General features: G+C 63.8%; 25 protein-coding genes and 2 tRNA genes. 10 read left to right on the top strand and 17 right to left on the bottom strand.

The annotated features are described in order from the left end of the window. Positions 1–1,122: a sugar ABC transporter permease gene (locus EN874_RS01850; protein WP_127423827.1), complete on the bottom strand. Its 1,122-nt coding sequence runs from the start codon at positions 1,120–1,122 to the stop codon at positions 1–3. A gap of 96 nt (positions 1,123–1,218) precedes the next feature. Beyond that, a complete protein-coding gene (locus EN874_RS01855) occupies positions 1,219–2,895 on the bottom strand; it encodes a sugar ABC transporter substrate-binding protein (protein ID WP_127423828.1) in 1,677 nt (558 codons plus the stop codon). A gap of 278 nt (positions 2,896–3,173) precedes the next feature. Between EN874_RS01855 and ugpC the strand changes: the two genes are divergently transcribed. The 5 genes from ugpC (at position 3,174) to EN874_RS33555 (ending at position 6,498) form a co-directional block, all read left to right on the top strand. Next, positions 3,174–4,232, top strand: coding sequence for a sn-glycerol-3-phosphate ABC transporter ATP-binding protein UgpC (gene ugpC, locus EN874_RS01860; protein WP_127423829.1), 1,059 nt, complete (start codon positions 3,174–3,176; stop codon positions 4,230–4,232). Positions 4,233–4,260: 28 nt separating this feature from the next. Further along, on the top strand, positions 4,261–4,713 hold the full coding sequence (locus EN874_RS01865) for an RbsD/FucU family protein (protein ID WP_127423830.1): 453 nt from the start codon (positions 4,261–4,263) through the stop codon (positions 4,711–4,713). 4 nt (positions 4,714–4,717) lie between these two features. Then, positions 4,718–5,644, top strand: coding sequence for a ribokinase (gene rbsK, locus EN874_RS01870; protein ID WP_127423831.1), 927 nt, complete (start codon positions 4,718–4,720; stop codon positions 5,642–5,644). A 340-nt stretch (positions 5,645–5,984) separates the two neighbouring features. Next, positions 5,985–6,284, top strand: a complete 300-nt coding sequence (locus EN874_RS01875) for a hypothetical protein (RefSeq protein ID WP_127423832.1) — start codon at positions 5,985–5,987, stop codon at positions 6,282–6,284. Between the two features lie 115 nt (positions 6,285–6,399). Beyond that, complete coding sequence (locus EN874_RS33555; protein ID WP_189394066.1) at positions 6,400–6,498, top strand: putative RiPP precursor; 99 nt, start codon at positions 6,400–6,402, stop codon at positions 6,496–6,498. Positions 6,499–6,648: 150 nt separating this feature from the next. On the opposite strand, the gene EN874_RS34215 is transcribed toward EN874_RS33555, so the two are convergent. The 3 genes from EN874_RS34215 to EN874_RS01890 form a co-directional block, all read right to left on the bottom strand. Continuing rightward, a complete protein-coding gene (locus EN874_RS34215; RefSeq protein WP_127423833.1) occupies positions 6,649–6,993 on the bottom strand; it encodes a hypothetical protein in 345 nt (114 codons plus the stop codon). A gap of 185 nt (positions 6,994–7,178) precedes the next feature. Further along, entirely contained in the window at positions 7,179–7,382 is a 204-nt protein-coding gene (locus tag EN874_RS01885; protein ID WP_127423834.1) for a hypothetical protein, read from the bottom strand. 188 nt (positions 7,383–7,570) lie between these two features. Then, positions 7,571–8,917, bottom strand: a complete 1,347-nt coding sequence (locus EN874_RS01890) for an FAD-binding oxidoreductase (RefSeq protein ID WP_127423835.1) — start codon at positions 8,915–8,917, stop codon at positions 7,571–7,573. A gap of 337 nt (positions 8,918–9,254) precedes the next feature. Here EN874_RS01890 and EN874_RS01895 point away from each other — a divergent pair, with 337 nt between their 5' ends. Further along, the gene (locus EN874_RS01895) at positions 9,255–9,650 is read left to right on the top strand and encodes a hypothetical protein (protein WP_127423836.1); all 396 of its coding nucleotides are present in this window, start codon (positions 9,255–9,257) and stop codon (positions 9,648–9,650) included. 135 nt (positions 9,651–9,785) lie between these two features. Here the strand turns inward: EN874_RS01895 and EN874_RS33560 are convergent, their stop codons facing one another. Continuing rightward, positions 9,786–9,947, bottom strand: coding sequence for a hypothetical protein (locus tag EN874_RS33560; protein ID WP_168247339.1), 162 nt, complete (start codon positions 9,945–9,947; stop codon positions 9,786–9,788). Positions 9,948–10,188: 241 nt separating this feature from the next. Continuing rightward, a tRNA-Asp gene (locus EN874_RS01905) sits at positions 10,189–10,265 on the bottom strand. Between the two features lie 218 nt (positions 10,266–10,483). Between EN874_RS01905 and EN874_RS01910 the strand changes: the two genes are divergently transcribed. After that, positions 10,484–10,559 (top strand) — tRNA-Val (locus EN874_RS01910). 35 nt (positions 10,560–10,594) lie between these two features. On the opposite strand, the gene EN874_RS01915 is transcribed toward EN874_RS01910, so the two are convergent. The 7 genes from EN874_RS01915 to EN874_RS01945 all read right to left on the bottom strand — a co-directional run bounded on the left by EN874_RS01915 (position 10,595) and on the right by EN874_RS01945 (position 17,669). Beyond that, positions 10,595–11,365 carry an SDR family oxidoreductase gene (locus EN874_RS01915; protein ID WP_127423838.1) on the bottom strand — a complete coding sequence of 257 codons (771 nt, stop codon included), beginning with the start codon at positions 11,363–11,365 and terminating at the stop codon, positions 10,595–10,597. A 13-nt stretch (positions 11,366–11,378) separates the two neighbouring features. Further along, entirely contained in the window at positions 11,379–12,374 is a 996-nt protein-coding gene (locus tag EN874_RS01920; RefSeq protein WP_126088965.1) for an ABC transporter permease, read from the bottom strand. Positions 12,375–12,487: 113 nt separating this feature from the next. Beyond that, complete coding sequence (locus EN874_RS01925) at positions 12,488–13,528, bottom strand: sugar ABC transporter substrate-binding protein (RefSeq protein ID WP_127423839.1); 1,041 nt, start codon at positions 13,526–13,528, stop codon at positions 12,488–12,490. Positions 13,529–13,567: 39 nt separating this feature from the next. Next, the gene (locus EN874_RS01930; RefSeq protein ID WP_127423840.1) at positions 13,568–14,332 is read right to left on the bottom strand and encodes an ATP-binding cassette domain-containing protein; all 765 of its coding nucleotides are present in this window, start codon (positions 14,330–14,332) and stop codon (positions 13,568–13,570) included. After that, the gene (locus EN874_RS01935) at positions 14,329–15,495 is read right to left on the bottom strand and encodes an ROK family transcriptional regulator (protein ID WP_127423841.1); all 1,167 of its coding nucleotides are present in this window, start codon (positions 15,493–15,495) and stop codon (positions 14,329–14,331) included. The genes EN874_RS01930 and EN874_RS01935 overlap by 4 nt, the downstream gene beginning before the upstream one ends. A gap of 245 nt (positions 15,496–15,740) precedes the next feature. Beyond that, positions 15,741–17,021, bottom strand: coding sequence for a M23 family metallopeptidase (locus EN874_RS01940; RefSeq protein ID WP_127423842.1), 1,281 nt, complete (start codon positions 17,019–17,021; stop codon positions 15,741–15,743). A gap of 180 nt (positions 17,022–17,201) precedes the next feature. Then, positions 17,202–17,669: a peroxiredoxin gene (locus EN874_RS01945; RefSeq protein WP_127423843.1), complete on the bottom strand. Its 468-nt coding sequence runs from the start codon at positions 17,667–17,669 to the stop codon at positions 17,202–17,204. 97 nt (positions 17,670–17,766) lie between these two features. Here EN874_RS01945 and EN874_RS01950 point away from each other — a divergent pair, with 97 nt between their 5' ends. Next, complete coding sequence (locus EN874_RS01950; protein ID WP_127423844.1) at positions 17,767–21,180, top strand: DUF3971 domain-containing protein; 3,414 nt, start codon at positions 17,767–17,769, stop codon at positions 21,178–21,180. Between the two features lie 94 nt (positions 21,181–21,274). Here the strand turns inward: EN874_RS01950 and EN874_RS01955 are convergent, their stop codons facing one another. Together EN874_RS01955 and tyrS are read right to left on the bottom strand one after the other, a co-directional pair. Continuing rightward, positions 21,275–21,745 carry a GNAT family N-acetyltransferase gene (locus EN874_RS01955; RefSeq protein WP_127423845.1) on the bottom strand — a complete coding sequence of 157 codons (471 nt, stop codon included), beginning with the start codon at positions 21,743–21,745 and terminating at the stop codon, positions 21,275–21,277. Between the two features lie 124 nt (positions 21,746–21,869). Further along, entirely contained in the window at positions 21,870–23,123 is a 1,254-nt protein-coding gene (gene tyrS / locus EN874_RS01960) for a tyrosine--tRNA ligase (protein ID WP_127423846.1), read from the bottom strand. Positions 23,124–23,414: 291 nt separating this feature from the next. Between tyrS and EN874_RS01965 the strand changes: the two genes are divergently transcribed. Both EN874_RS01965 and EN874_RS01970 read left to right on the top strand, forming a co-directional pair. Beyond that, positions 23,415–25,058, top strand: a complete 1,644-nt coding sequence (locus EN874_RS01965; protein WP_127423847.1) for a glycosyltransferase family 39 protein — start codon at positions 23,415–23,417, stop codon at positions 25,056–25,058. Between the two features lie 40 nt (positions 25,059–25,098). Beyond that, positions 25,099–25,950, top strand: a complete 852-nt coding sequence (locus EN874_RS01970) for a phosphatase PAP2 family protein (protein ID WP_127423848.1) — start codon at positions 25,099–25,101, stop codon at positions 25,948–25,950. A 47-nt stretch (positions 25,951–25,997) separates the two neighbouring features. Here the strand turns inward: EN874_RS01970 and EN874_RS01975 are convergent, their stop codons facing one another. Then, complete coding sequence (locus EN874_RS01975) at positions 25,998–26,672, bottom strand: alpha/beta hydrolase (protein WP_066995082.1); 675 nt, start codon at positions 26,670–26,672, stop codon at positions 25,998–26,000. Between the last annotated feature and the right edge of the window lie 60 nt (positions 26,673–26,732).

The following is a 26,732-nucleotide window of genomic DNA, read 5'->3' on the forward strand; positions in this document are numbered from 1 at the left end:
TCAGTTGACGTTGCGCACGAAGCGGCCGGCGAGCTTCAGCAGCCAGGTGACGAACACGATGATGATGATCAGGTACGCCATGGCCAGCATGGTGCCGTAGCCGACATTCGAGCGGTCGCGATACTCGCGATAGATGAAACTCGAAACGGAGTCGGTCGCCCCGCCCGGACCGCCGGACGTCACCGTGATGATGATGTCGGCAAGCTTCAGCTTGAAGATGATGCGCAGGATCACCGCCGTCACCGACACCGGCAGCATCAGCGGGAAGGTTACCTGCCAGAATGTCTGCCAGGTGGTCGCGCCGTCGACGCGCGCCGCTTCAAGCACCTCGCGCGACATCGCCTGCAGGCCGGCGAGGAGCATGATCATCATGAACGGAATGAAGGTCCAGGCGTCGAGCACCATGATAGAGATGCGGGCGATGATCGGGTCGGAGAAGAAAGCGGGATTGTCCCAGCCGAGATGCCGCGCCAGCGTCGCCGCCGGTCCGAACCGGTATTCCATCAGCGACTTGCCGACCATCCACGACACGGCGACCGGCGACAGCATCAGCGGCAGCAGGAAGACGACACGGAAGAATTTTCGCGCCTTGATCTGGGCGTTGAGCAGCAGTGCCAGGCCGAAGGCGATGGTGTATTCGACCAGCACCGCCAGCACATAGAGCACCATGTTGAACAGCGCGTTGCGATAGTAGGGGTCGGCCAGCATCTGCCAGAAATTGTCGAGCCCGTTGAACCTGCGTCCAGTGAAGGAGCTGAGGTTCCAGTCGGTCAGCGCGATATAGAAGCCGAACAGCGTCGGGAAGATCACCATGGCGATGGTGAAGAGCAGCGCCGGCAGCAGGAACAGCGCGCGCTGGCCGTCCTCGCCGCGCGTCAGCACCTGCCAGGCGGCGAGCGCAATGCCCCACAGCACATAGGCATAGACGACGGGACGCCAAGTATAGGAGCCGATCGTGTCGACCTCGGTCTTGTAGAGGATCTGCATCACGATCGCCGCCAGCAACACGAGCGTCGCAGCAATCATCAGGGCCCAGCCGAGGCGCTTGCGGCCGGGTGGGATCAGATCGGCCGGTGTGGAATTTGCCGGCCATGCATTCGCGGTCGAAGTCTGCTCAGCCACGCCTCTCGCCTCTTTGCACAGATGTCCGGCCGTGGCCGGTAAAGGTGCGGCCCGGCAACGAGGCGTCGCCGGGCCGCGACTTTTCGATGCGACAGCCTACATGCCGAGCGAGGCTTTGTAGAGCTTGATCTGGTTCTCGCGGCCGATCTGGTCGGTCAGCTTCTCCCAGGCGGCAGCGATCGCGTCGGCGCCTTCCTGCGCCTTCATCTTGCCGGCGAAGGTGTTGGCCAGGATGTCCTCGGCGGCGCTGTAGTACTGGAAGATGCCGGGGATGCGCGGCTCGATCGCCGCGTTCGGATGGTTATAAGAGTCGCCTTCCGACTTGAGGTAGGAGCTAATGAACTTCTCGTCGTAGCCAGCCGCCACCCATTCCGGAATGTTGAAATGGGAGTTGCGGTAAGGCTGGAAACCGGAAGGATAGGCCGCGCACCACAGCGACAGATCCTTGCCGCCGAGATGGGCTGCCGCCGACCAGGCCGCCTTCTTCTTCTTCTCGTCGCTGTCGACGCGCGCCATGACATAGACGCCCCAGCCGAGATAGGCGCAGTTCGGCGCATAGTTCGGGCCGCTGGCGAGCTTGTCCCACTTGCCGGTCTTCGAATTGTAGACGTCGTCGGAGCCCGGCAGGATCGAGAAGCCGGTGACATCGCCGACCACCGAAGAGTCGTTGGTCTTGACATTGGAGCCGACGTCGCCCCACCAGGCCACCATCGAACCAGTGCCGCCGAGAAACTGACTGAACGCAGTCTGGTTCGGGTCGGCGTTGATTTGATCTTGCGGCTCGGAAGGCAGCGCGTCGATCACGTCCTGGATCGCTCGCACCCAGGCCGGGTTGTTGACCCGCGGCTTCATCGTCTCCGGGTCGAACAGCCAGGCCTTGTCGTCCGGATGCTTGGCATAGGCGCTGGCGCGGCTGCCGAGGAAGTAGAAGCCAAAGCCACCCCAAGGCTTGGGCGCGTCAAGATAGCCATAGACATCTTGGCCCTTCATCTGCTTGCCCTTGAGGAACTTGGTCGCGGCCTGCACCTGTTGCCATGTCTTCGGCACGCCCCATTCCGTCAGGCCCGCCTTGTCGCCGCTGTCGGCTTTCCATGCTGACGCCAAGTCAGGATCGGCGAACACATCGGTGCGGTAGTTGAAGTTGTGCGTGTCGCCGTCGACGGTGACGCGATACTGCTTGCCGTTCCACGTGCCGACCGGCGGCTTCAGGTAGGCCACCAGGTCGTCCATATCGATCTGCTTCTTGACCCAATCCGGCATTTCGGAGGTCAGACCCTTGCCGCAGACGTCGCCTTCGAAGGGCGCGCCCATCTCGACGATATCGAAGTCGATCGTATTGGTGGCAATCGCCTGTTGCAGGCGGGGGTTGTAGTCGGCCTGCGCAAGGTCGATCCAGTTGATCTTGGCGCCGGTATAGGCCTCCCATGGTTTCAGGAAGCCGCGGAACAGCACGTTGTGCAGGTTCTGGTTGTTGAGGCCCATGAAGGTGAGCTCGACGCCGGCGAACTCACCTTCCTTGACGTTGGCCTTGGTCGCCTCCAGACAGAGCTCGCCGACTTTCTGGAAGTCGGCATCCGTCGGCTGGCCCTTGCCGACGCCCGGAATCTGCAGGATTTTCGCGCGCAGGTCGTCGGCCGCCGCGGCCGGCCTCGTCAGCGCGCCGAGCCCGGCGCCGGACGCCGCGGCAAGTGCGGCCATGCTGGCCGCGCCTTTCAACAGATCGCGGCGGGTCGCCCCGGCGCGTAGCAGTTTTTCGTAAAGATCGACTCTCATCTCAAGGTTCCTCCCAGAACTTCCAGTCGTGAATTGAATTGCCAATCTCGGACGCCGAAACGTCTGTGGTTCTCCTATACCATATGGGGACGTGGGACCCCACCCTGCGTCGCCTGGAACTCCGATTTTCCGGGACAAGGACCGGCTGTCGGATTGGCACTCGCAACTATTCGCGTAATCGATTACCTTGTCAACAAGAATGGGTTTTTATCTATAAGATACTGACTTGCCCTTGCCGTTGGCAATGGCTAGCTTGACCGAAAACGATAGGGGAGACGATGGCTCAAGTTGCGATCACCAATGTGGCCAAGGCATTCGGAACCGTCAAGGTTCTGCACGAGGTCAGCGTCGATATCGCCGACGGCCAGTTCGTCGTGCTGGTCGGCCCTTCGGGATGCGGCAAGTCCACGCTCTTGAGGATGGTGGCGGGGCTGGAAACGGTCTCCGGCGGAACGATCTCGATCGGCGATCGGATCGTCAACAACCTGCCGCCCGCCAAGCGCGACATCGCCATGGTGTTCCAGAACTACGCGCTTTATCCGCACAAGACGGTGGAGCAGAACATGGCCTTCGCGCTGAAGCTGCGAGGCACCGACCCGGCCGTGGTCGCCGAGCAGGTGAAGCGGGCGGCCGATATCCTCGACCTTGCACCCTATCTGAAGCGCTATCCGCGCCAGCTTTCGGGCGGCCAGCGCCAGCGCGTCGCCATGGGCCGCGCCATCGTGCGCAATCCGCAGGTGTTCCTGTTCGATGAGCCGCTCTCGAACCTCGACGCCAAGCTGCGCGTGCAGATGCGCACCGAGATCAAGGAACTGCACCAGCGGCTGAAGACCACCACCATCTACGTCACCCACGACCAGATCGAGGCCATGACCATGGCCGACAAGATCGTGGTGATGCGCGACGGCCGAATCGAGCAGATCGGCGCGCCGCTGGAACTGTTCGACCGGCCGGCCAACCTGTTCGTCGCCGGCTTCATCGGCTCGCCGGCGATGAACCTGCTCAAGGGCACGGTGAAGAAGGGCGAGAAGTCCGTGGTCGACATCGCAGGCTCGGCGTTTCCGATGCCGGCCGGCATCCAGGCCGCGGATGGACAAGCTGTCGTCTATGGCGTGCGGCCGGAGCATCTGGAAATCCACCCCGACGGCGTGGCGTCCACGATTTCGGTGGTCGAACCGACCGGCTCGGAGACGCTGGTGTTCGTACGCTTCGGCGAGGGCGAGATGGTGGCGCTGTTCCGCGAACGTCACGACTTCAAGCCGGGCGATACGCTGAAGCTCAGGCCGCGGCTCGACCACGTCCATCTCTTCGACGCAGGGACCGGCAAGCGTCTCTGACCGCAAACAGACTTTCCAAGAGGAAACCATGCTCAAAGGGATCAATCCGCTGCTCAATGCCGACGTGCTCCAGGCGCTGCGCGCGATGGGCCATGGCGACGACCTGATCATCGCCGACACCAATTTTCCATCCGACTCCGTCGCCAAGCAGACCGTGCTCGGCAAGCTGCTGCGCATCGATGCGCCGGCGGCCGATGTGGTGAAGGCGGTGCTGTCGCTCTATCCGCTGGACAGCTTCGTCGACGACGCGGCCGCGCGCATGGAAATCGTCGGCAAGCCGACCGAGATCCCGCCGGTGCAGAAGGAGGTGCAGAAGGAGATCGACGCGGCCGAGGGCAAGGCCTGGCCGATGATCTCGATCGAGCGCTACGCCTTCTACGAGCGCGCCAAGAAGGCATATTGCGTCATCCAGACCGGCGAGCGCCGTTTCTATGGCTGCTTCGCCTTCCGCAAGGGCGTCATCCCCCCGGATGCGGGGTAGGACGATGGCCATCGGGAAGCCCGTCGTCATCCTCGGTGTCTTCGTCGCGGATACGGCTTACCGCGCCGACCGCCAGCCGCGCATGGGCGAGACGATCCTCGGCAATTCGTTCAAGCTCGGGCCGGGCGGCAAGGGCTCGAACCAGGCGGTGGCGGCCGGCAAGCTCGGCGCCGACATCACGTTCCTGACGCGGCTCGGCGTCGATGCCTTCGCCGACATGGCCAAGCAGACCTGGAAGGGCGCTGGCGTGAAGAGCGCGGTCATCGACACGCCCGACAGCTACACGGGCGCGGCCTACATCTTCGTCGAGGAGGGCAGCGGCAACAACGCCATCATCGTCAGCCCGGGCGCTGCGATGCTGATCTCGCCCGCCGATATCGAAGCCCATGACGACCTGATCCGGTCCGCCGGTGTCTTCGTCACCCAGCTCGAGCAACCGATCGATGCTGCGTTGAAAGCGCTTGAGATCGCGCGCGGGGCAGGGGTGACGACCATCCTCAATCCAGCGCCGGCCGCCGCCCTGCCGGACAGCATCTACGCGCTTTGCGACTACGTCACGCCCAACGAGTCCGAGGCCGAGGGGCTGACCGGCATCACCGTCTCTTCGATCGATGATGCCCGCCGGGCCGCCGACGGTCTGCTGGCGAAGGGCGTCGGCGCCGTCATCGTGACGCTCGGCGAGAAGGGCGCGCTGCTGCACACCAAGGACCGCTCCGACCATGTCGAAGCCGTCAATGCCGGCGCTGTGGTCGAAACCACCGGTGCGGGCGACGCCTTCAATGGCGGCCTGGCGGCTGCCCTTGCCAGGGGCGTCGAGACGCTGGAGGCGGTGCGCTTTGCCTGCGCCGTCGCCGGCATTTCGGTGACCCGTGCGGGCACTGCACCTTCCATGCCGACGCTCCGGGAAGTCGAGGCGCTGCTGAAGGATTGACGCGCAGTCGCCAGCCTCGCACCGGCGCTCCCGGCATCGCGCCCGACGGGCTCCTGCCCGCAATCCTCACAATTCGGTCACTTGCGATCACACGGTGACATATTAGCCACGGTTAATGTTATTCGGCGCCGACGCCTTGCGTCGACCGCATAGGTGTCCCGTAATGGGTCATCGTGTCTGGCACCGCAATTGCACTGTCAGCATTGCCGGGGTGGACCGTGCCCCGGTAGCCGGGGGGCAAATTTGGGGGAGCCCGCCGCTCCGCGAATGGGGCGGCGGGCGCTTTTCACAGTTGAGTTGAGGGCCGCCTGAAACGCTAAAGCCTTGGGGTGCCGTGCCGATGTATTTTTCTCAATTCCTCATGGGCATGTTCGCGACCTCGCTCATCGTGGCGATCTGGGCTGATTTTCAAACCGGTTCTGGCTGGCAGGCGCTTGGCTGGGCCATTCTGGCACTGATCATTCTTCAGGTTGGATACGTCGGTCTGGTCGTTCGCCTGATCTATCGACAGGGCTCGAAAGGTTCAGGAATCGACCTAGCACCGAAAGACTCCCCGCTGCCGGTCCCCGGAGACGTGGGCAATTTCCGGCAGCGCCGCCTGCTTCCAGACATCAAGAGATCTCAGCCTCCGAGGTCGTAGATTTTCGCGACCGCAAGGCGCCAAACCACTCGCCACCCACCGTTCGGAACGCAACCGGTGCGCGCGCGTTCACTGTCTTGTCCGACACAAGGCAGCCTGATTCCGGAACGGCGCGATGAAAAAGCCCTATGAGAAGCCGACGCTCGTAAAGCGCGAGAAGCTCACCGCCCGAACCGCCCAGATTGTCGCGTCGGGTGTCATATTGGGTGAGTGAGCCAGAAGCGGGGCAACCGAGGGCCGGCGCAAGCGAGATCTGGCGGGGGGCGCCTAGTGCGTTTCACCGTACGGAAACGGCGAAACGCCCTATCTCCTTGTTTTTACGCAATTCCGGACTGAAAACCGCTCACACTTTTCCTGGAATTGCTTAGTTCGGATCGCCGCCCCTTGAGCCGCCGTGAGATCCGCCACCATAGTTGTCGCCCCCCGAGCGGCCTCCACCGGACTTGAAACCTTGGACGCGAGGGCGGGGGTGAAAGTGGTTGCCTCCCCCTCCATTGCTTGAAGTTGATCCGCCCGAATTGACTGGAGGTAATCCGCCAGATTTCGCGATAGCCTTGGAGGTCAGGCTTGTGCCTAGCAGAAGCGTTATGGCCGGCGGAGTCACCGCTGCAAACCGGCCAGCTTTCTTGAGAAAATCACGGCGCGCTTCGGCCTCTGAAACCAGATTCTCTGGCACAAGATGCCTACACTTCGCGCTTTCAGTTGCCATGTTGGCACCCCGTTATTTCAGAAGATTACATTAATCCTTCTGAGCAAAGACAATAGCTCTCCAAAAGGCTTAGACACCGCCTGTAAACTTGAAGCGTCGTGCGCAGAAGCAGCGATACCACCTCTGCGCCGAACAAAGCGACTTCAGCTCAAAGATCAGTTCTCGCAAAATGCCAATCGCGGCCCTCAGAGGATCTTACTTGTCAGTTCCAGCATCGTCGTTGCGCCCTGCTCGCTGCCGGGCATATGCACGACACGCAGGACGCGAGGGTCCATATTCGACCCTTCGACCGGAATCGATACGCTTTCACCTACCCGCGGCAGTTCCTGGAAGGCGAGCTCGTCCACATCCCTGGAATCGTCAATCGAAATGCGACATCTCACAGCCATTTGTCTCTCCCGTGCTTTTGCCCTCGGGCGGAACGAGGCAATGGCGGAATGGTTCCGGCGCAGGGACTTCCAGAGCCGGCACGATATTCGGCGCAATCAACCCGGAGCGGAGCTTCAGCGCCGTGCTCTATCTCCTTGTTTGCCCGCATTTCTGTGGCGCCAAGCGATACCGCCTGGCGGCAAAATGCTCAAAGGGCAGGGCCCGGCCGAATGGCGCTTCCATCTGAAAAGCGCGACAGGCGGAAGCGGGTCAGATCGTGGCCGGGCTCGTTTCCCTGGATCATGTCGGAGACGATCCGGCCGATTCCCGGCCCGATGCCGAAGCCGTGACCGCTCATGCCCGTTGCGACGACAAGGCCGGTGATCGCCTGCACGCGATCCACTATGGGGACGACATCCGGCATTGCGTCTATCATGCCGGCCCAGCTTGCCTTCAGGCGGACCGACTCGAGCTGCGGGAACAGGCGCCTGAAATTGCGTTCGACCGAGCGGAGACTGGAACGTTCGGGAGCCGGATTGAGCACCCGCACCCTTTCGAAGGGACTTGGGGAATCCGGCGTCCAGTGACGCGGCGTCGACCAGCCATCCGGGTAACCCGTCGGCGCGGCCGGCGAATAGCGTGACCCGAACGGGCTGGCCATGAGGGCGGGAAGGTATTTCGTTGCGTGCCGGAACGCGTCGGGTCCCAGGTAGAGCAAATGACTGCCTCCCGGAGCGAGCGTGTATCCGCCATCCTGCCTGCGCCTGAAAGCGATATGCTCTCCCGCCGCGGCACCGGCATGGATTTCAGGCATCGGTTCCGTTGCCGCAGCGGTCGATCTTACGCTGAGCTGGGGAATGGAGACGCCGTGTCTTCTCAGGAACAGGGAAGACCACGCGCCGCCGGCGAGCAGAACGCTGGACGTTTCGATGCGACCCGCCTCGGTCCACACGCCGCTGACCCTGCCGGCCGCGATTTCCAGGGTTCGCGCCGCGCAATTCTCTACGATCTTGACGCCGTTGCGGGCCGCAAGCCGAGCGAGAGCGGGCACGGCCAGCCAAGGCTCCGCCCGCATGTCGGAAGGTGTCGTCATCGCGCCATTGAAACTGCGCGACATGCCTTTGATGAGACCGGCGGTTTCCCGCGCGTTCAGGAGCCGGGTGTCGATCTCATGGGCGGCGGCGATCTTGATGAATTTTTCGAAGCCGGCCATTTGGCGGTCGGAGCTTGCCAGATAGGTCACGCCTGTCTGCTTCAGGCCGATGTCTTCACCGCATTCCTCGGCCAGCTGCCGCCAGTGACGGGACGCCTCGATCACGATCGGCAGCTCATCCGCATCGCGTCCCTGCTTGCGGATCCATCCCCAATTGCGGGATGACTGTTCGGCAGCGATCCGTCCCTTTTCGACCAGCGTCACCGAGATGTTTCGCCGGGCAAGAAAAAGCGCTGTCGTCACGCCGATAATGCCGCCGCCGATGATCACCACGTCCGAACGTTCCGGCGGGGGACCGGGATATTGAATCGGGCTCGCTTCGGAGAACGGGAAATGAGGCAAGTGGAGCATCCTGAAAAAGACGACGACAGCTATGGCCCACCGGCCGCCATCTTTTCTTGAGGCAGTTCAAGGGAAGGTGGAGCACAGGCTGCCTAACGAGCGCCCGGTATTCGCCCAAAACAGACGGGTAGCCAGCGGATGTCCAGCCACGATTCAACGCTCGATCACATCTGATAACGTTCGCGTTCCACCTCCGTTTCAAGGCCGAGGCGGCCTCTATATGTCGTCGGGGGCCGAGAACCGCCGGCGATGCATGCCCCACACCGTGACACGACGCGACCAGACGGCCCATTCGAGAGCGGTTTTGCCGCTTCCTCCATCATAGGGAGATGCCATCATGAGCTCTTTCACGCCAAAACTCGTTGCGGCCGCATCGATCTTCGCCGCCATACCGCTTTCGAGCGCCAATGCGGTGCACCGTCACCATAGGGCACAGGTCGACACCACAACCACGGCGTCGGTGCCGACGGATCCGGCAGGGCGAGCGGCGGTAGAGCAGCTGCTCAACTTGAAGCAAGGAATCCGTCAGGCCAGGGAGGCCGGCAAGATCACGCAGGACCAGGGCCGCGACCTGATGCACCAGGCGGATACCATCCAGCGTGCCGCGCTGACTTCCGGAGACCGTTCGGCGCTGGGGCAGATCAATGCGCTGGATCAGCGGCTTCAGAATGCGACCGGCCAGGGAACCTATATGGGTGACGGTGCCGACGGCGGCTACTATCCGAACGGCTGACGAACAAACGCACGGGCGGATCGGCCAGAGCGTTTCATCGTTTCATGGAACGGCGAAGCGCTCTATCTCTTTGTTTTTACGCGAATTCCGGACGGAAAACCGCTGTGTACTTTTCCTGGAATTGCTTTGGATCGTTCATTGGTCGTCTGGATTGTGGAAGGTGATGGCGGGGGGCGCGCGCCAGCCCCCCGGCATATTCAGAGATGCAAAGCTGCGCTCGACATCGGCGGTATAGGCGCTGTCATTGGCAAAGTGGTCCCAGAGGATCAGGCCAATAACCAGCGCGATCACGACCAAGGGCCATCGCATAGGAACCTCCCTCAAAGCTCCTCGCCAGGCAATTATGTTCCTGGTTCCGTTTACAAGCAACTGCTAATGTAAAGGCAAGCCCGCGGGGCGAGGCCAGTTCGAGGGCGCGGCAGAGAGCATCCACGTTGTTCGCCTGCCTCGTCCTGCCGCCACGGTGCAGAAACGAGAAATCGAATAATTTCCTCGCCGGATCGGCAGGATAATAAATTCAACGATTTCCGAGATGAAATGGCGCGAGTGACGGGGCTCGAACCCGCGACCTCCGGCGTGACAGGCCGGCACTCTAACCGACTGAGCTACACCCGCGCACTGACGAGCACGTGTCAGGCGTGTTCGTCGTTGGGGCGCTGGATAAGGGGTTCGTTTGCGGGTGTCAAGCGCGGCATGTGAGCATAACAGCAAACTGGAGAAGGTTTTTTGACAACTGCGCCGCCATTGGGGAAATCCGCCTGACAGCGGGTGCGCCGGCTGTTCATTGGGCCTTGCGAATGGAGCCCTAACTGCTTAAAGGTCCGGCCCGGAGCGGGCGATTAGCTCAGTTGGTAGAGCGCTTCGTTTACACCGAAGATGTCGGCGGTTCGAGCCCGTCATCGCCCACCAGTTTCGTCCCCAGCTTTTCGGCACAAAATTAAGCATCACGGCGGCGTCAGCCTAAAATCCTGGCCTTCGGGCAGGAGCTGGCCGCCGTCGACGACGATGGTCGTGCCGGTGATGTAGCCGGCGTCGTCCGAGGCAAGGAACAGGAAGGCGTTGGCGACATCGCGCGGCGTGCCGAGGCGCCCGAGCGGCACGGCGTCCTCCATGCTCTTGATGAAGGCGGCGTCACGATGCAGCCTCATGCCTTCGGTCAGGATGTTGCCCGGCTCGACGCCGTTTACGGTGATGCCGTAGCCGGAGAACTCAAGTGCGGCGGCGCGGATGAAGCCGTTGATGCCGGCTTTGCTTGCCGAATAGTGGCCGTGGCCGGGGCTGCTCACCTGCGGGCCGGTGATGGAGGAGGTGAAGAGCATGCGGCCGCTGCCCTGCGCCTTCATCGACGGCAACGCGGCGCGCGCGGCGTTGAAGCTGCCGCGCAGGTTGACCGCCATGACGCGGTCCCAATCTTCCGGGCTGGTGTTCTCGATCAACTGCCAGGGATAGATGCCGGCGTTCTGGACGATGATGTCGAGGCGGCCGTGGCGCTGCAGCGCTAAGGCCACCACCGCTTCCGCGTCGGCCATCTTCGAAATGTCGGTGTGGATGAAGGCGGCACCCAACTCGTCGGCGCTCGCCTGGCCGGCTTCGGTTTCGCTGTCGGCAAGCACGAGTTTCGCGCCTTCCTCGGTAAAACGCTCAGCTATGCCCCTGCCGATGCCGCGCGCGGCGCCGACGATCGCCGCCACCTTGCCCTCCAAGCGTCCGGTCATAGGAGCCGCCCTTTCATGCGAGTTTTTGGCGAATGGTCTGCTTGAAAGCGTCGAGCAGCACGGCCGCCAACACCAAGAGGCCGTGGATGACCTGGGTGAAGTTGGCCGGCAGGCCCATGAGGTTGATGGCGGTGTTGATGGCCGACAGGAGCAGCACGCCGGCATAGACGCCGGGCAGCGTGCCGACGCCGCCCTTCAGGCTGACACCGCCGATGACGACGGCGGCGAAGGCGTTGAACAGCAGGCCGACGCCGAGATTGGCGGTGGCGCCGGAGGTGCGGATGGCCAGCAGCCAGCCGGCCAGCCCGGCGATGGCGCCGGCGAGCACGAAGGCGATGATCAGGTTGCGGTTGACGCGGATGCCGGCGCGAAAGGTCGCGGTCTCGTTGCCGCCGATCATCACCAGGTGCCGGCCGAACGGCGTCTTGGCCATGATCAGCGAGAAGACGACGAAGCAGGCAATGGCGATCCAGGCGGTAAGCGGCAGGCCGATCAGGCGCTGGATGCCGAACCAGCGGATCGCCGGCGTCAGGTCCTGCGCCGAGCGGCCGCCGGAAACCACAAGCACCAGGCCGCGCACCCAGATGTAGGAGGCGAGCGTGATGATGAAGGCGCTCATCTTCAGCCTGACGATCAAAACGCCGTTGAAGGCGCCGATGATGCCGCCGACGAGGACGGCCAGCAGCAGCGAAACCGGAACCATCAGCCATTCCGGGTGCAACTGCACGCCAAGGCCGATGCCCGACGAGCAGAACAGTATGCCGACCGCCATGGCGCTGAGCGCGGCGACCGACTCGACCGACAGGTCCATGTGTCCGGCGATGATGACCAGCGCGAGGCCGATCGACATCACGCCCAGCACGCTGGAGGCTTCGATGATGTTGGCGAAGATGCCGAGCTGGAAGTAGTTGGGAATGACCAGGGAAAACACCACCAGCACGAAGACCAGCATGAACCAGACGAGATTGTCGAGAATGAGCTCGAGAGCATGGCGGGTGCGGGGGTTCATGAGCTGATCCGGTTGGCGCGCGTGTTTGACAATGTTGCGGCCTCACGCGCTTCGATGCGCGCGGCGCTTTTGAAGGGCGCTCCGGGCCGGGTAGCCCGGAGCGGTCCTCGTGGTTACTCGACCGGTTTCACGGTTTCCGTCGGCGGCTTCTGGTTGCCCCAGAAGGCCGGGTTGTCGACGTTCTCCTTGGTGATGGCGGCACCCGGGATCTTGATGTTCGGGCCCCAGGCTTCCTTGGTCACCGTCGACTTCAGGCCAAGCACCTCATACTCGCCGGGCTTGATCTCTTCCTTCTTGACGACCTTGTCCATGAACATGGCGACGGCCGCGGCCTGGGCGTAGAGCGGCTGCTCGACTTCGACGTTGAGCCAGCCCTTGCGGATCAGGTCGAGACCGACCGGTGCGCCGTTCGAGCTCATCATCATGACGTCGCCGGGCTTCTTGCCGGCAGCCTCGAGCGAGGCGACGCCGGCGACCGAGAGATGCGCGGCATGGCTGAAGATCAGGTCGATGTCGGGATTGGCGAGCATCTGGTCGGCGACGATGGTGCCGGCGTTGCTCGCTTCCCACTGCATGGCCGGCAGCGAGATGATCTTGACGTCCGGGAACGCCTTCATCTTTTCCTCGAAACCCTTCTGGATGTCGAGCGTGTAGGGATCGCCGGGATCGCCCAGCACCTGCAGGATCTTGCCCTTCACCGCGCCGTTCTTCGCTTTCAGCAGCTTCTCGGCCTGATCGGCGGCGACGTAGCCGATCTCGACTGTGCCGGCGACCGAGGTGAAGTCGGACGGGGTGGAGGTGATCTGGCGGTCGAATTCGACCACAGGAATGCCGGCGGCGCGGGCGGCTTCGACGGACGGCTTCAGCGCGTTGAAATCGACCGCCGCAAGGACGATCGCGGCGGGCTTCAGCGCGATGACGTCGTTCATCTGCGATTGCTGGGCGTCGGTCTTGTTGTCGGCGTTCAGCGATTTGAAGTCGTAGCCGACCTGCTTCAGGAATAGCTCCAGCGCGGTCACCGAACCGGTCTGGAACTCATCGAGCAATGTCGGCACCAGGTAATAGACGGTGCCCTTGGACTGGGCGAATGCCGGCGTGAGCGTGGCAAAGGCCAGTGCCAGGAAACCGAAGACGGAAAGAAGTACTCTTTTCATGTCGTTCGCTCCTCTTGCGCCGGACCCCTCATTTGTCCCTCAGTTCGCCGGTCCGGCACCGGCGAGCGTCTCTCCGGTGATCATGTTGATCACCGCGTCGGGACTTGTCCTGTTGCGTGCGACGTCGCCCGCCACGACGCCTTGCCGGATCACCACGATCCGGTCGGCGACCTGGAAGGCCTGCTGCATGATGTGAGTGATGATGACGACGCCGATGCCCTGGCTCGCCACCTGGCGGATCATGTCGAGGCCGCGGCGCGTCTGCTCGACGCCGAGCGCGGCGAACGGCTCGTCCAAAAGCACCAGCTTGCCGCCCCAATGGACGAAGCGGTTGAGCTCGATCGCCTGCCGCTGGCCGCCCGAGAGATGCTCGACCTTGGTGCGCAGCGAGGGAATGCGCGTGCCCGCATTGGCCAGCGCCTTGGCCACCACGGCCTCCATGGCGCGTTCGTCGAGCACGGGAACGCCGAGCACCTTGCGGGTGATCTCGCGGCCCATGAAGAAATTCGCCACCACGTCGACATTGGTGCAGAGCGAGAGGTCCTGGTAAACCGTCTCGATACCGGCCGCCTTGGCCTCGGCCGGAGATTTGGCGAGGAAGTCCTTGCCTTCGAACAGCATGCGGCCGGAGGTCGGTTCCAGCCCGCCGGCGATGATCTTGACCAGCGTCGACTTGCCGGCGCCGTTGTCGCCCAGAAGCGCCACCACCTCGCCGCGCGCGATCGAAAAGCTGATGCCCTTCAGCGCCTGGATGGCGCCGTAGTTCTTGGCGACGTTGTCGAGGACCAGCAGGGGTTCGCTCATGCCGCGATGTCTCCGCCTTTCAGAGGGTCGCCCTCGCGCTGCCGCTTGGCGGTGAAGATCTGGCCGAAGCGCGGCGAAAGCACGCCGGAAACGGCGAGTGCCGCCGCCCCTCGCAGCACCGCGTGCTGGCCGCCCTGCGCAACGACGATTCTCGGCGCCACGCGGTCCTTGCGAGCCGAGACCGAATTGTGCAGCGGCTCCACCGATGCCGCCAGCCGTTCGAGCAGGGCGGGCGAGGCAAGTCCGCCGAGAACGATCGTCTCGGGATCGAAGAGGTTTTCTATGATGGCGATCGCGTTGCGGAAAACCGGCGTGATCTCGCTCACCCAGTCGGCATCGTTGCCGTTCCAGCGCCCGCGCGCGTCCAGCGAGACGTAGCGTTCGAGGCAGCCGCGATTGCCGCAGGGACAAAGCTCGCCGCCAGGAACCACCGGGATGTGGCCGATCTCGCCGGCGTTGCCCCAGGCGCCGCGCAACGCGCTGCCGTCATACAGCATGGTGCCGCCGAGCCCGACGCCGAAGTAGAGATAATAATATTCGGAATGTTTTGCGCCGAGGCCGTAGAAGCGTTCGCCCATCGCCGCGGCAGCCATGTCGTTCTCGAAGAAAGCCGGCAGGCCGGTGACCGCAGTCAACCGCTCGCGCAGCGGAACGTCCTGCCAGCCGGCCATGGTCGTCGGGCCGACGAAGCTCATCGGTTCGACGCCGAAAGGTCCCGGCAGCGCCATGCCGATGCCGATGACGCGTCCGCCCGAGCGGCGACCGGTCAATTCGGCAACCATGGCGCCGATCGCCTCGAACGCTTCGTCGGGCGCCGCATGGGGCGCCTCGCGATGCGCGCTTTCGATCACGTCGCCGCTGAGGTTGATGAGGGCCGCGTCGATGCCGAGCGGGGTGAGGTGGATACCGACCGCATAACCGCCTTCAGGGTTGATGCGGAGCGTCGCCGGCGGCAGGCCGCGACCCTTCGGCTCCTCGCGAACCGACAGGATATAGCCTTGCTCCTCCAATTCTCGAACGATGGTCGACACCGTCTGGACGGTGAGCCCGACATGCCGGGCGATCTCGCCGCGGGCGATGGGGCCGAAGCGGCGGATGGATTCGAGCACGATGCGCCGGTTGTACGGCCGCCCGAACTCCTGATTTGTTCCCCGCAACGCCATGGCTTGCGCTCCCAGTTGACGCAAGGTTCGCAGAGAAGATTTATTCAGTCAAATGGAATTCAAAAATAATTTGCCGACGGGATTCTGAGGCTCGGGAAGGGGAGGAGCGGTAGGACCTGTCCGCGTGCCGCTCTTGGCGGACTGCCTTGCTGCAGCCGCCCAATGGTGAGTCAATCAGCCGTGCTGCCTGCCGTGTCAAATGCGGGTGGATTGGCGAAGCTCGCCGTTGCGCGGCGCGTGACGCGCTACAGGTACTGCGCGACCTTCTTGCCGACGGCGAGGAAGCGCAGCGGGTCAACCGCCTCGCCGTTGTGGCGCACCTCGTAGTGGAGATGCGGGCCGGTCGAGCGGCCGCTGCTGCCGGCCTTGCCGATCACGTCGCCGGCCGCGAGCTTCTGGCCGACGGTGACGTCGATTTCGCTCAAGTGCCCATAGCGCGTGGCGAAACCATTGCCGTGGTCGACCTCGACCATGCGGCCATAGCCGCCGTTCCAGCCCGCCTTGGTGACGACGCCGGCGGCCGTGACCTTGGCCGGCATGCCGATCGGCGCCCTGAAATCCATTCCCGTATGCAACGCCGCCAAGCCGAGGATCGGATCGGTGCGTACGCCGAACGGACTGGTCACCGCATGGCCGGGGGCCGGATTGGTGAGCGGCAGTTTGCGCGCTTCCTTCTTGACTTGGTCAAGCGCATCAAGAGCTTCGTCCAGCTCCTTGACCTTGCTGTCAAAGATCATCGAGGAATCGAGCGGGACCAGCGGCCCGCCGACATCGTTCTTGTCGAGCTCGGCGTCGACCGGCAGGCCGGCGGCTTCGAGCGCCTGACTGATCGCATCGGCGTTCTTGTAGGCATTGTCCGCAAGCGTGGTGATGCGGGAAAGCTGCTGGTTCTCGATGGCCTTGAGCGAGGCGTTGATCGACACGAACAGCTTGTCGGCGCGATCCGCGGCCGTTTCGCTATCGAGCGGATCGGACCGGGTCGACCACAGCGAGAAGGGTCTTGTATCGCCGGCGCTCAAGGATGCCACCGAGTAGGTCGGAGCCTGCGAAAGATTGCTGGTTGCGTCGGCATGCTCATCGGGTTTTGTCGCGGTATCGGCCGCGGCAGGCACATCGCCGACCTCGCTTTCGGCGCGTTCGAGGATCGGTCCGAGCCGCCCATGGCGCTGGCTGAGCTGGGTCTGCCTGGCCAGCAGCTCGCTGACCTTGGTTTCCATGAGCTGCTGGTCGAGAAGCTGGCGGCTGGTGATGCGGTCGACCTGGGCGCGAAGCGCGGAGATGCGATCCTCATAGGCCTGCTGCATGCGCGCCTGCCTGGCGGTCGTGGCGCCGATCAGGTCGTCGCGCAGCACCAGGTAGGACGTGGCGAGCAGATAGCCGATGGCGATCGCCGCAAGCGCCGATCCGATGAACGCGGCAAGCCAGGGACGGATGGTGAAATGCCTGATCTCGTTGCCCCTGGCGATAATGACCGTATGGGGCTCCTTACGCCTGCCGAAGACCGCTGACTGACCGTTTGGTTTCACGGGACCGAGCTTTCGTTACGACTCCAACGACAGCCGGCATTACACATTATTAGGGTTAACAAAGCTTTGCTGGCCGCAATGCTCCGGTAACCATTTCACGCATTGCGGGTGGCGGGTTGCAGCGGGAAAGGCCGGCAAAAACCCTTCGCGATACCGCAAACCCAAGGCATTCACCCCGCTTTAGAGATCGCGCACCGCCGCCAGCACCTCTTCGGCATGGCCCTTCACGCGCACCTGGCGCCAGATGCGGGCGATCCGACCGTCCTTGCCGATCAGGAAGGTGGCGCGCTCGACGCCCATGTATTTACGGCCATACATCGTCTTCTCGACCCACAGACGATAGGCCTCGATCACCTTGCGCTCGTCATCGGCGACGAGATCGACGGTGAGATCGTATTTCGCCTTGAATTTGTCGTGTTTCTTCACGCTATCGGGAGACAGCCCGATGACCACGGCGCCGGCCTTCTCGAATTCCGGCTTCAGCTGCGAGAAGCCGATCGCCTCATTGGTGCAGCTTGTGGTGTCGTCCTGCGGATAGAAGTAGAGTACGACAGGCTTTCCCCGGAATGAGGCAAGGCTGAGGGAGCCGCCGCCATCGCGCGGAAGATCGAATTGCGGCGCAACGTCGCCCACGTCGAGATCAGCCATATCGATGCCCTTGTCCGAGGTTACGCGCGGATCGAGCATCGATATAACGGGAGGCGGGGATTCGTCCACGACGAGTTCGTTTACAACGGAATATTGCTTGGATCAGGAGCAACCGCAGCACGAGAAGATCAGGTTCAGGCGTGACGAGATCACTGACCTGGGAGCATTTCCGTCAGCGTGCGGCGTGCCGCCGCTCGGCCGTGCTTCGGTGCGCCGCCGCTTCCGCATCATCGGCCGGGTGTTCGCGGGACTGTGCGCGCTGGTGCTTCTGGCCGCAGGCGGCGTCTATGCGCTCGGCACGTCGGGCATCGGCACGGAGCGGCTTCGCGCCGAAGCCGAGACGGCCATCGAAAAACTCGCCGGCGTCGATGTCAACGTCACCGTCGGACCGGCGCGGCTGACGCTCGACGGGTCGAGCTTCGTCGCGCTGCAGGTGAGCGACGTCAGCCTGAAGACGGCCGACGGCAAGCCGATGGCCGAGGTCGGGCACGTCCGCTTCGGCATGCGCCTGCTGCCGCTCTTGTCCGGCGAGGTCCGGCTGACCAGCGCCAGGTTTTCCGATGCCCACATCATGGTCGCCGCCATGCCGTCCGGCGGCGGCGACTGGACAGCGGCGCTGCGCAACCAGGATGGTCTCGTCGATCCGGAGAAGGTGTCGGCGGCGGTGTTTTCCGGCGCCAACGAGGCGCTGGACGCGATCCGCGAGGATTCGATGCGCCAGGTCGATCTGCGCAATGTCGAATTCGAATTGCCGGCAGGCGGACCGGTCAAGCGTGTGACCGTCGCCGAGGCGACGGTCGCGCAGACCGGCACGGGCAGCATGGAACTGTCGTCCGATGCCAGCGTCGACGGACGGCATGTCAGCCTGACCGCCTCCACGGCGCGCGATCCGGGCGCGGGGCGGATCGCATCGCTGGATGCCAGCCTCGAGGTGGCGGACGCGAGCGGAACTCCGGTTCAGGGAAGCCCCAGCGGCGGGAACGCCGCCGCTGGCCAGGGCGGGAAGCTTGGTTCGATCGCGCTGAAGCTCTCGGGCGCCGAAGCGTCCGGCGAAACGCCGTCGCGGCTGACGGCCTCGCTGTCGCTCGGCGGCTCGGTGCTCGATCTCGGCTCGCGCGGGCTGCTACCGGGCGACATCGATGCCAATGCCACGCTCGTCGCGGGATCGAACAAGATCTCGATCGACAGTCTGCTGATCAAGACCGGCCGCTCGACCTTCGATTTCTCCGGCTCGATCGGACCGAAGCCCGCCGCCGCGGGCGAGGAGCCGTCCTACCGCTACGACCTCGTCAGCGACGGCTCGACACTCGCGCCGTCGGAGTCGCCGGAGCCGGCGCTTCGGTTCCTCGCCCGCATCGCCGGCGTCTACCAGACCAAGAGCCGCAAGCTCGTCGCCGAGCAGATCGGCGTCCGGTCCGGTGGTCCGAGCGAGGTGTTGGGCACCGCTTCGCTCGCCTTCATAGACAATGGCCCGCCGGGTGTGTCGCTTTCGCTCAATGTCCACGACATGCCGGTCTCGCATGTGAAGCAGTTGTGGCCCTGGTTCTCCGCCCGCAACGCGCGGCTTTGGGTGCTGGACAATCTCTTCGGCGGCCGCGTGGTCGATGCCAACCTGCAGTTCCAAGTCGTGCCGGGGAGACTCGGCAACGGCGTTCCGCTTTCCGGCGACGAGGTGTTCGGCCGCTTCCAGGTCGAGGGCTCGCGCTTCGATACGGCCGGCCGCATTCCGCCGATCCGCGACGCCATCGGCGTGGTCGCGTTCCATGGCAACGACGTCGACATCGGCCTCTCTTCGGGCAGCGTCTATATGCCGAGTGGCCGCACCGTTTCGGCAAGCGGCGGCACTCTGACGGTGAAGGAGGCGAACCATTCGCCGGTTATCGGCGCGCTCGACATCGACGTCGCCGGCGAAGCGCCGGCAATCGCCGAACTCGCCTCCTACGAGCCGATCAATGCCATGCGCCATATCGGTCTCGCGCCGGAGGATTTGGGCGGCACGGTCACCGGGCATGTGCGGGCCGACATTCCGCTGACCTCCGGCGTCGACACCTCGAGGCTCGACTGGCTGGTGGCGCTGGACTACCAGGACCTGTCTTTAGCAAAGCCGTTCGAGGACCAGACGGTGACCGAGGCCGACGGGTCGATCACCGTCAGCCCCGATCGAGCGGTGATATCGGCCAAGGCGAAGCTGAACGGCATTCCGGCAGAGCTCGATCTGGTCGAACCGCTCGAGGACAACGGTCCGCCGCGCAGCCGCAAGGTGGCGCTGGTACTCGACGACAAGACGCGCGACGCGACGATGCCCGGCCTGTCGCCACTGCTTTCGGGAACTATCAAGGTGGCGATCGACAAAAGCGGGCAGGACGGTCAGGACGTGTCGGCCGACCTGACCAACGCAAGGGTCGACATCCCATGGGCCGGGTGGAGCAAGGGGCCAGGCATCCCGGCCAAGGTCACCTTCACGATGGCGAAGTCCGGCAGCACGACCACGCTGTCCGACTTCGATCTCGAGGGCAAAAGCTTTTCGGTCGACGGCGATGTGACGCTGGTCAATGGGGCGCTGTCCTCGGCACGCTTCAGCAAGGTCGCGCTCAACCGGGGCGACGACGTCGCGGTCTCAGTCAAACGGTCGGGCAAGAACTATGCGGTGGATGTCAGCGGCGAATCCCTCGACGCCCGCTCGCTCATCAAGCAGTTCACCTCCGATGTCGACACTGCGACAAAGGGCGCAGGCGCCGACGCGATCTCGGTCAGCGCCGACGTGAAGTCGCTTACAGGCTTCCACGACGAGGTGCTGTCGAACCTTAAGCTGGATTACAGCGGTGCCGGCTCGCGGGTGAACGGCCTCGACGTCAGCGCGACGGCAAGTTCGGGTGCTGCAATCACCGTCAAGAACATGGCTGGCGACGGCAGCCGCTCGCTCAGGATGAAATCGGCCGACGCCGGCGCCATCCTGCGCTTTCTCAACATCTACGAGCACATGGAGGGCGGGGCAATCACGCTGTCGCTCTCGGGCGCCGGCGACGGGCCGATGAAGGGGCAGGTCGACGCCAGCAACTTCTACGTCGTCAATGAGCCGAAGCTTGCGTCGATTGTGTCGACCAAGCCCGCCGGCGACACGCGCAGCCTCAATCAGGCGGTGAAGGCCGATATCGACACCTCAAGAGTGCAGTTCGAGCGCGGCTTCGCGGAGATCGACAAGGGGGCCGGCTATCTCAGGCTGGCCAACGGCGTGCTGCGCGGTCCGCGCATCGGCACCACCTTCCAGGGCACGCTCTATGATCAGGACAACAATATGGACATGACCGGCACCTTCATGCCGGTCTATGGGCTTAACCGCATTTTTGGCGAATTGCCTCTGTTCGGCCCGCTGCTCGGCAACGGCCGCGACCGCGGCCTGATCGGCGTGACCTACCGGCTGCGCGGCAACGCCAACAAACCGACGCTCAACATCAATCCGCTGTCCGTGGTGGCGCCCGGGATATTCAGGTCGATCTTCGAATATAGGTGATGTCAAGCCCGATCACTTGGGCGCCCAGGTTCGATGTGGGCGGATGCCCTGTCCCGCTTTACGCCGAAGACAGATATGGATGTTCGCGAAGTCCTCATTCGCCCCTGGGGCGACGCTCCAGAATCACCAGTCGCCGCATTGGCCGCCGCATCACAAAGGAGATGATGCGAGCCAGGCTTCCCAACAGATGGTTGCGTCGCACCTTCGCCGGCGCCGCCCGCGTCTCGATTTGCTTGAAGCCCCACCTTGAATAGGCGCCGGCATTGGGCGCAGCCGTGATCAGCCAAACGGGATTCGGATCGCTGGCGAGCAGCGCGTCGATCATGCGCGAAGCGACCCCTTGGCCCCGCGCCTCTTTGGCAACGACCAGCGATCCGAGCTCGCGTGAGCCATCGGCATGTTTGCGTATCTGCACCGCGCCGATGATACGGCCTTCCATTGCCGCAACCAGGAAGTTCGGCCAGTCGATGCCGCTTGGGTTCAGACGCTCCGAATGAACCAACGCGCAAATCGCCTGTTGATCGCGCTCCGTCGCGCGACGAACGACAGCGGCCAGCCGATCCATGCCAACGCCTCCCGCACCGCGATCCGGTCGTATTCCGGCAGCAGGAAGTTTGAGGAGGCGTGTTTCTACCGAATGTCGTTGCGGCCGCGCTTATGTTTCAGCCGGTTGCTGCGGCAGCCTTATGTCAGGTCGGCCGCACCAACACGTGCTTCTTCCTGCCGAGCGAGAGTTTTACGACACCTTCGGCACCCAGATCCTCAAACGTCACCACACGGCGGTCGTCCGTCACCGGCTGGTCGTTGAGACGCACCGCGCCGCCCTGGATGTGCCGGCGCGCCTCGCCGTTGGAGGCCGCGAGCCCGGCGGTCACGAACAGCAACAGGATGCCGATGCCGGCCTCGAGATCGGCCCTGGCCACCTCGACGCTCGGCAGCGTGTCGGCGAGCGCGCCTTCCTCGAAGGTCTTGCGGGCGGTCTCGCTCGCCGTCTCGGCGGCGGCCCGGCCGTGCAGCATGGCGGTGATCTCAGTAGCGAGGATCTTCTTCGCCTCGTTGATCTCCGAGCCGCCGAGCTTTTCGAGCCGCGCCACCTCGTCCAGCGGCAGCGTCGTGTAGAGCTTCAGGAAGCGGCCGACATCGGCGTCCTCGGTGTTGCGCCAGTACTGCCAGAACTCGTAGGGCGACAGCATGTCGCCATCGAGCCAGATCGCGCCCGAGGCCGACTTGCCCATCTTGGCGCCGGACGACGTGGTGAGCAGCGGCGTGGTCATGGCGAAGAGCTGCACGCCCTCCATGCGATGGCCGAGATCGATGCCGTTGACGATATTGCCCCACTGGTCGGAGCCGCCCATCTGCAGCCTGCAGCCGACGCGCTTGTAGAGCTCGACGAAATCGTAGGCCTGCAGGATCATGTAGTTGAACTCGAGGAAGGACAACGACTGCTCGCGGTCGAGCCTGAGCTTCACGGAATCGAAGGCCAGCATGCGGTTGACGGAGAAATGCCGGCCGACATCGCGCAGGAAATTGACGTAGTTGATCTCCATCAGCCAGTCGGCGTTGTTGACCATGATGGCGTCGCCGGCGCCTTCGCCGAATTTGAGATAGGGCGCGAAATTGCGGCGGATGCCGGCGAGATTGTCGTCGATGTCCTGCGGCGTCAGCAGCTTGCGCGCCTCGTCCTTGAAGGAAGGATCGCCGATCATCGAGGTGCCGCCGCCCATCAGCGCGATCGGCCGGTGGCCGGTCTGCTGCAGCCAGTGGAGCATCATGATTTGGATCAGCGATCCGGCATGCAGGCTTTTGGCGGTCGCGTCGAAGCCGATATAGGCGCTCACCGTTTCCTTGGCGAAAAGCTGGTCGAGGCCAGCCTCATCCGAAATCTGGTGGATGAAGCCGCGCTCGCTCATGACGCGCAGGAAATCGGACTTGAAGGCAGACATCTTTTCTTCCCGGAGTTCGCCCGGAACCCGGCCGAGCGTGACGTGAAGGGGCGCGTTTAGCATCAGCGGGCGATCAGCAAAAGTGGTTTCCGGTTTTGCGTCCGATCGCCCGCCACTGAAATTGCGCGATCAGCAAAAGTGGTTCCGGCCTTGCGTTTGATCGCCCGCAATGCCGCGCATCCTTGCTTCGCCCGTTCTGCTGGCGTAATGAGGCGCCCGCGCAAGGGCAGCACGCTCCCCAAGCGCCGCGACGGGGCCATCCCGCAATCTCAGATCGGACAAGCTCCCGCGATGAACAGGAACATCCTCATCCTCTTTCTGTTCAGCATCCTTATGACCGTCAGCGGGCTGGCAAGCCTGCCGCCGGTCGACCGCGACGAATCCCGTTTTGTCCAGTCGACCAAGCAGATGGTCGAGACAGGCGACTATATCGACATCCGTCTGCAGGATGTGACGCGCTACAAGAAACCGATCGGCATCTACTGGCTGCAATCGACGGCGGTCGCGCTGAGCGGCGAGGGGGCGCAAGCCCCGATCTGGGTCTATCGCCTGGTTTCCATGCTCGGCATTGCGCTCGCCGTCGTCGGTGTCGGCTGGACGGGAACAAAGCTCTTCGGCGCCAATGCCGGCCTTGCCGCCGGGCTGATGATGGCGGCGATCTTCGCCACCGCCTTCGAGGGCCGCGACGCCAAGACCGACGCGATGCTTCTGGCCTGCTGCGTGGCGGCGCAAGGCGCGCTGGCGCAGGTCTATCTGGCCGCGCGCAGCAAAGAGCCGGTGGCCGGCCATCTGCCCTGGATCTTCTGGATCGCGCAGGGGCTGGGCATCCTCATCAAAGGGCCTGTTGCCCCGCTCTTGTCGCTGCTCACGGCCGCGGCGCTGTTCGCCTTCGACCGCGACTGGCGCTGGCTTTTGAAACTGAAGCTGGTGCGCGGCGTCGCAATCGTGCTCGTCATCGTGCTGCCCTGGCTCATCCTCATCAGCTGGAAGAGCGGCGGCGCCTTCTTCCAGGAGGCGGTCGGCAAGGACATGCTGAACAAGGTGGCGCAAGGCGAGGAATCGCACGGCTTGCCGCCCGGCTTCTACATGCTCACCTACTCGCTGTTCATGTGGCCCTTCGGTCTGATCGCGGTCGGCGCCGGGCTGCAGGCCATCAACCGCTTCCGGGACGATCCGCGCCTGCGCTTCTGTCTCGCCTGGTACATCCCGTTCTGGCTGGTCTTCGAGGCGATTCCGACCAAGCTGCCGCATTATGTGATGCCCGCCTATCCCGGCATGGCGCTGCTCATCGGCTGGCTGCTCACCCTGCCGGCAGAGAAGGCCAACGCGCCGCTGAAGCGCTGGCAGAGCTGGCTGTGGTGGTCGACCGCCTTCGGCGTCGTCGTCGTGTCGATCGGGCTGGCCGCAGTGTGCATCGCGGCGCCGATCTATTTCGCCAAGGCCTTCTGCTGGTGGAGCATCCTGGCGGCGATCGCGGCTTTAGTTACCGGCTATCTCGCCTTCCCGCGCCAATTGCAGGTGCCGCTCGGACGCATCGCGGCGATCGCCGTCGGCGCCGGCATCACCTTCAGCCTGCTGTTCGGGGCCATTGCACCATCGCTGAAGCCGATCTGGCTGAGCCCCGCGATCAAGTCATTGGTCGATGCCAACCGTCCTTGCGATACCACTGTCCTCGCCTCGTCTCCCTATCACGAACCAAGCCTGGTGTTCCTGGTCGGCACCAACACCGTGCTGACCGATGTCGACGGCGTCGCAAAACACCTGGCTGCCGATCCTGCCTGCGCGCTGGGACTTGCCCCAATCAAGGACGAGCAGAAGCTCAACGAACTGCTTGCCGGGCAGGGCAAGTCGGCGAAGCGGCTTACCGAGATCGACGGGCTCAACTATTCGTCAGGAGACAAGCTGGCGCTCGGCCTATATCGGGTGGCCCCGTGAGGAATAATGTCGGGTCCCAAACACCCCTGTAGATTCAACCATGTCCGCCGTCGCCCTCTACCGCCGCTCGCTCGCCAATTTCCTCGACACGATTGCGATCGTGAGGCGACGCTTTGCCGTGCGCCCGGCGCGCTACCCGCAAATTGCATGGCCGGTTTGGGCGCTCGCCTGGGTGCTGCTTGCCGCGGCCGCTTTCCTCAGCCTCGACAGCGCCGCCGGCAGGATGCGCGCAGAGTGGACGCCCGGCTTCGTCCATTTCACCGATTTCTTCACCGATTTCGGCCTGGGCGGCTGGTACCTCATCCCCGCGGCTCTTTGTCTCGTCGCGGCCAATCTGACGGACTGGCGGCGTCTCTCCAGGGAAACGCGGCTGCTCGTCTACAACTGGACCTGCCTTGCCTTCCTGGTGCTTTGCGCGGTCGGCCTTTCCGGGCTGGCGGTCAATTTGCTGAAGTATGGCATCGGCCGCGCGCGGCCGCTCTATTTCAACGACTTCGGCGTGCTGTCGCTGCATCCCTTCGCCATGGATGCGCGCTTCGCCGGCTTTCCGTCCGGTCACGCCACGACGATGGGAGCGGTATTCGGCATCCTGCTGCTCTTGTTCCCGAAGCGCTGGCACATCGCGCTGGCGGTCACGGCCTGCATTGCCTCGACGCGCGTCTTCGTCGGCGCGCATTATCCGAGCGACACCCTGGCCGGCTTCGGGCTTGGTCTTGCCTTCGCGATTGTCTCGGGACTCGTCTTCGCGCGGCTCGGCTTCATCTTCCGGCGGCCATCCTCGACCAGACCGGTGCCCAAGCGCACGTTCCGGCTGGGATGGTCGAGTGGGCCCAAAGACAGAATAGCGTCAGCTCGGCAGAGCCGCGAAAACCTGTCAGCCGATCACCCTTAGAGCGGTTCAGCGTTTCATGGCTATTTGCCGCCGAGACCGCCTGCAGCCTATCTCAGCCGCTTCGGCCGCGGATCGGCGAGCTCGCCCGCCAGTCGCCGGTCGAGGTAGTCGGCGCACTCGTCGATCAGCAGTTCGGCGTGATTGGCAAAGAAATGGTTCGCGCCGGAGATCGTCTTCTGCGTGATGGTGATGCCCTTTTGCGTGTGCAGCTTGTCGACCAGCGTCTGCACGTCCTTCGGCGGCGCCACCTTGTCGGCATCGCCGTGGATGATGAGGCCGGACGACGGGCAGGGCGCCAGGAACGAGAAGTCGTAGGTGTTGGGCTGCGGCGCGACCGAGATGAAGCCCTCGATCTCCGGCCGGCGCATCAGAAGCTGCATGCCGATCCACGAGCCGAAGGAATAGCCGGCGACCCAGCAGCTCTTGGAATCGGGATGCAGCGACTGCACCCAGTCTAGCGCGGCGGCAGCGTCCGACAGTTCGCCGGTGCCGTGGTCGAACTCGCCCTGGCTGCGGCCGATGCCGCGGAAATTGAAGCGAAGCGTGGTGAAATCGCGCTTCTGGAACATGTAGAAGAGGTCGTAGACGATCTTGTTGTTCATCGTGCCGCCGAATTGCGGGTGCGGGTGCAGCACGATGGCGATGGGCGCGCTCTTTTCCTTGGAAGGCTGGTAGCGTCCCTCCAGGCGACCAGCCGGACCGGCGAAAATGACCTCAGGCATAAAATACTCCACGTGGCATACGAAGGCGCTTTCCCTTGGCCCGGACTCTTCCCTTGGCCC

The sequence above is a fragment of the Mesorhizobium sp. M1D.F.Ca.ET.231.01.1.1 genome, assembly GCF_003999155.2.
Taxonomy (GTDB): domain Bacteria; phylum Pseudomonadota; class Alphaproteobacteria; order Rhizobiales; family Rhizobiaceae; genus Mesorhizobium.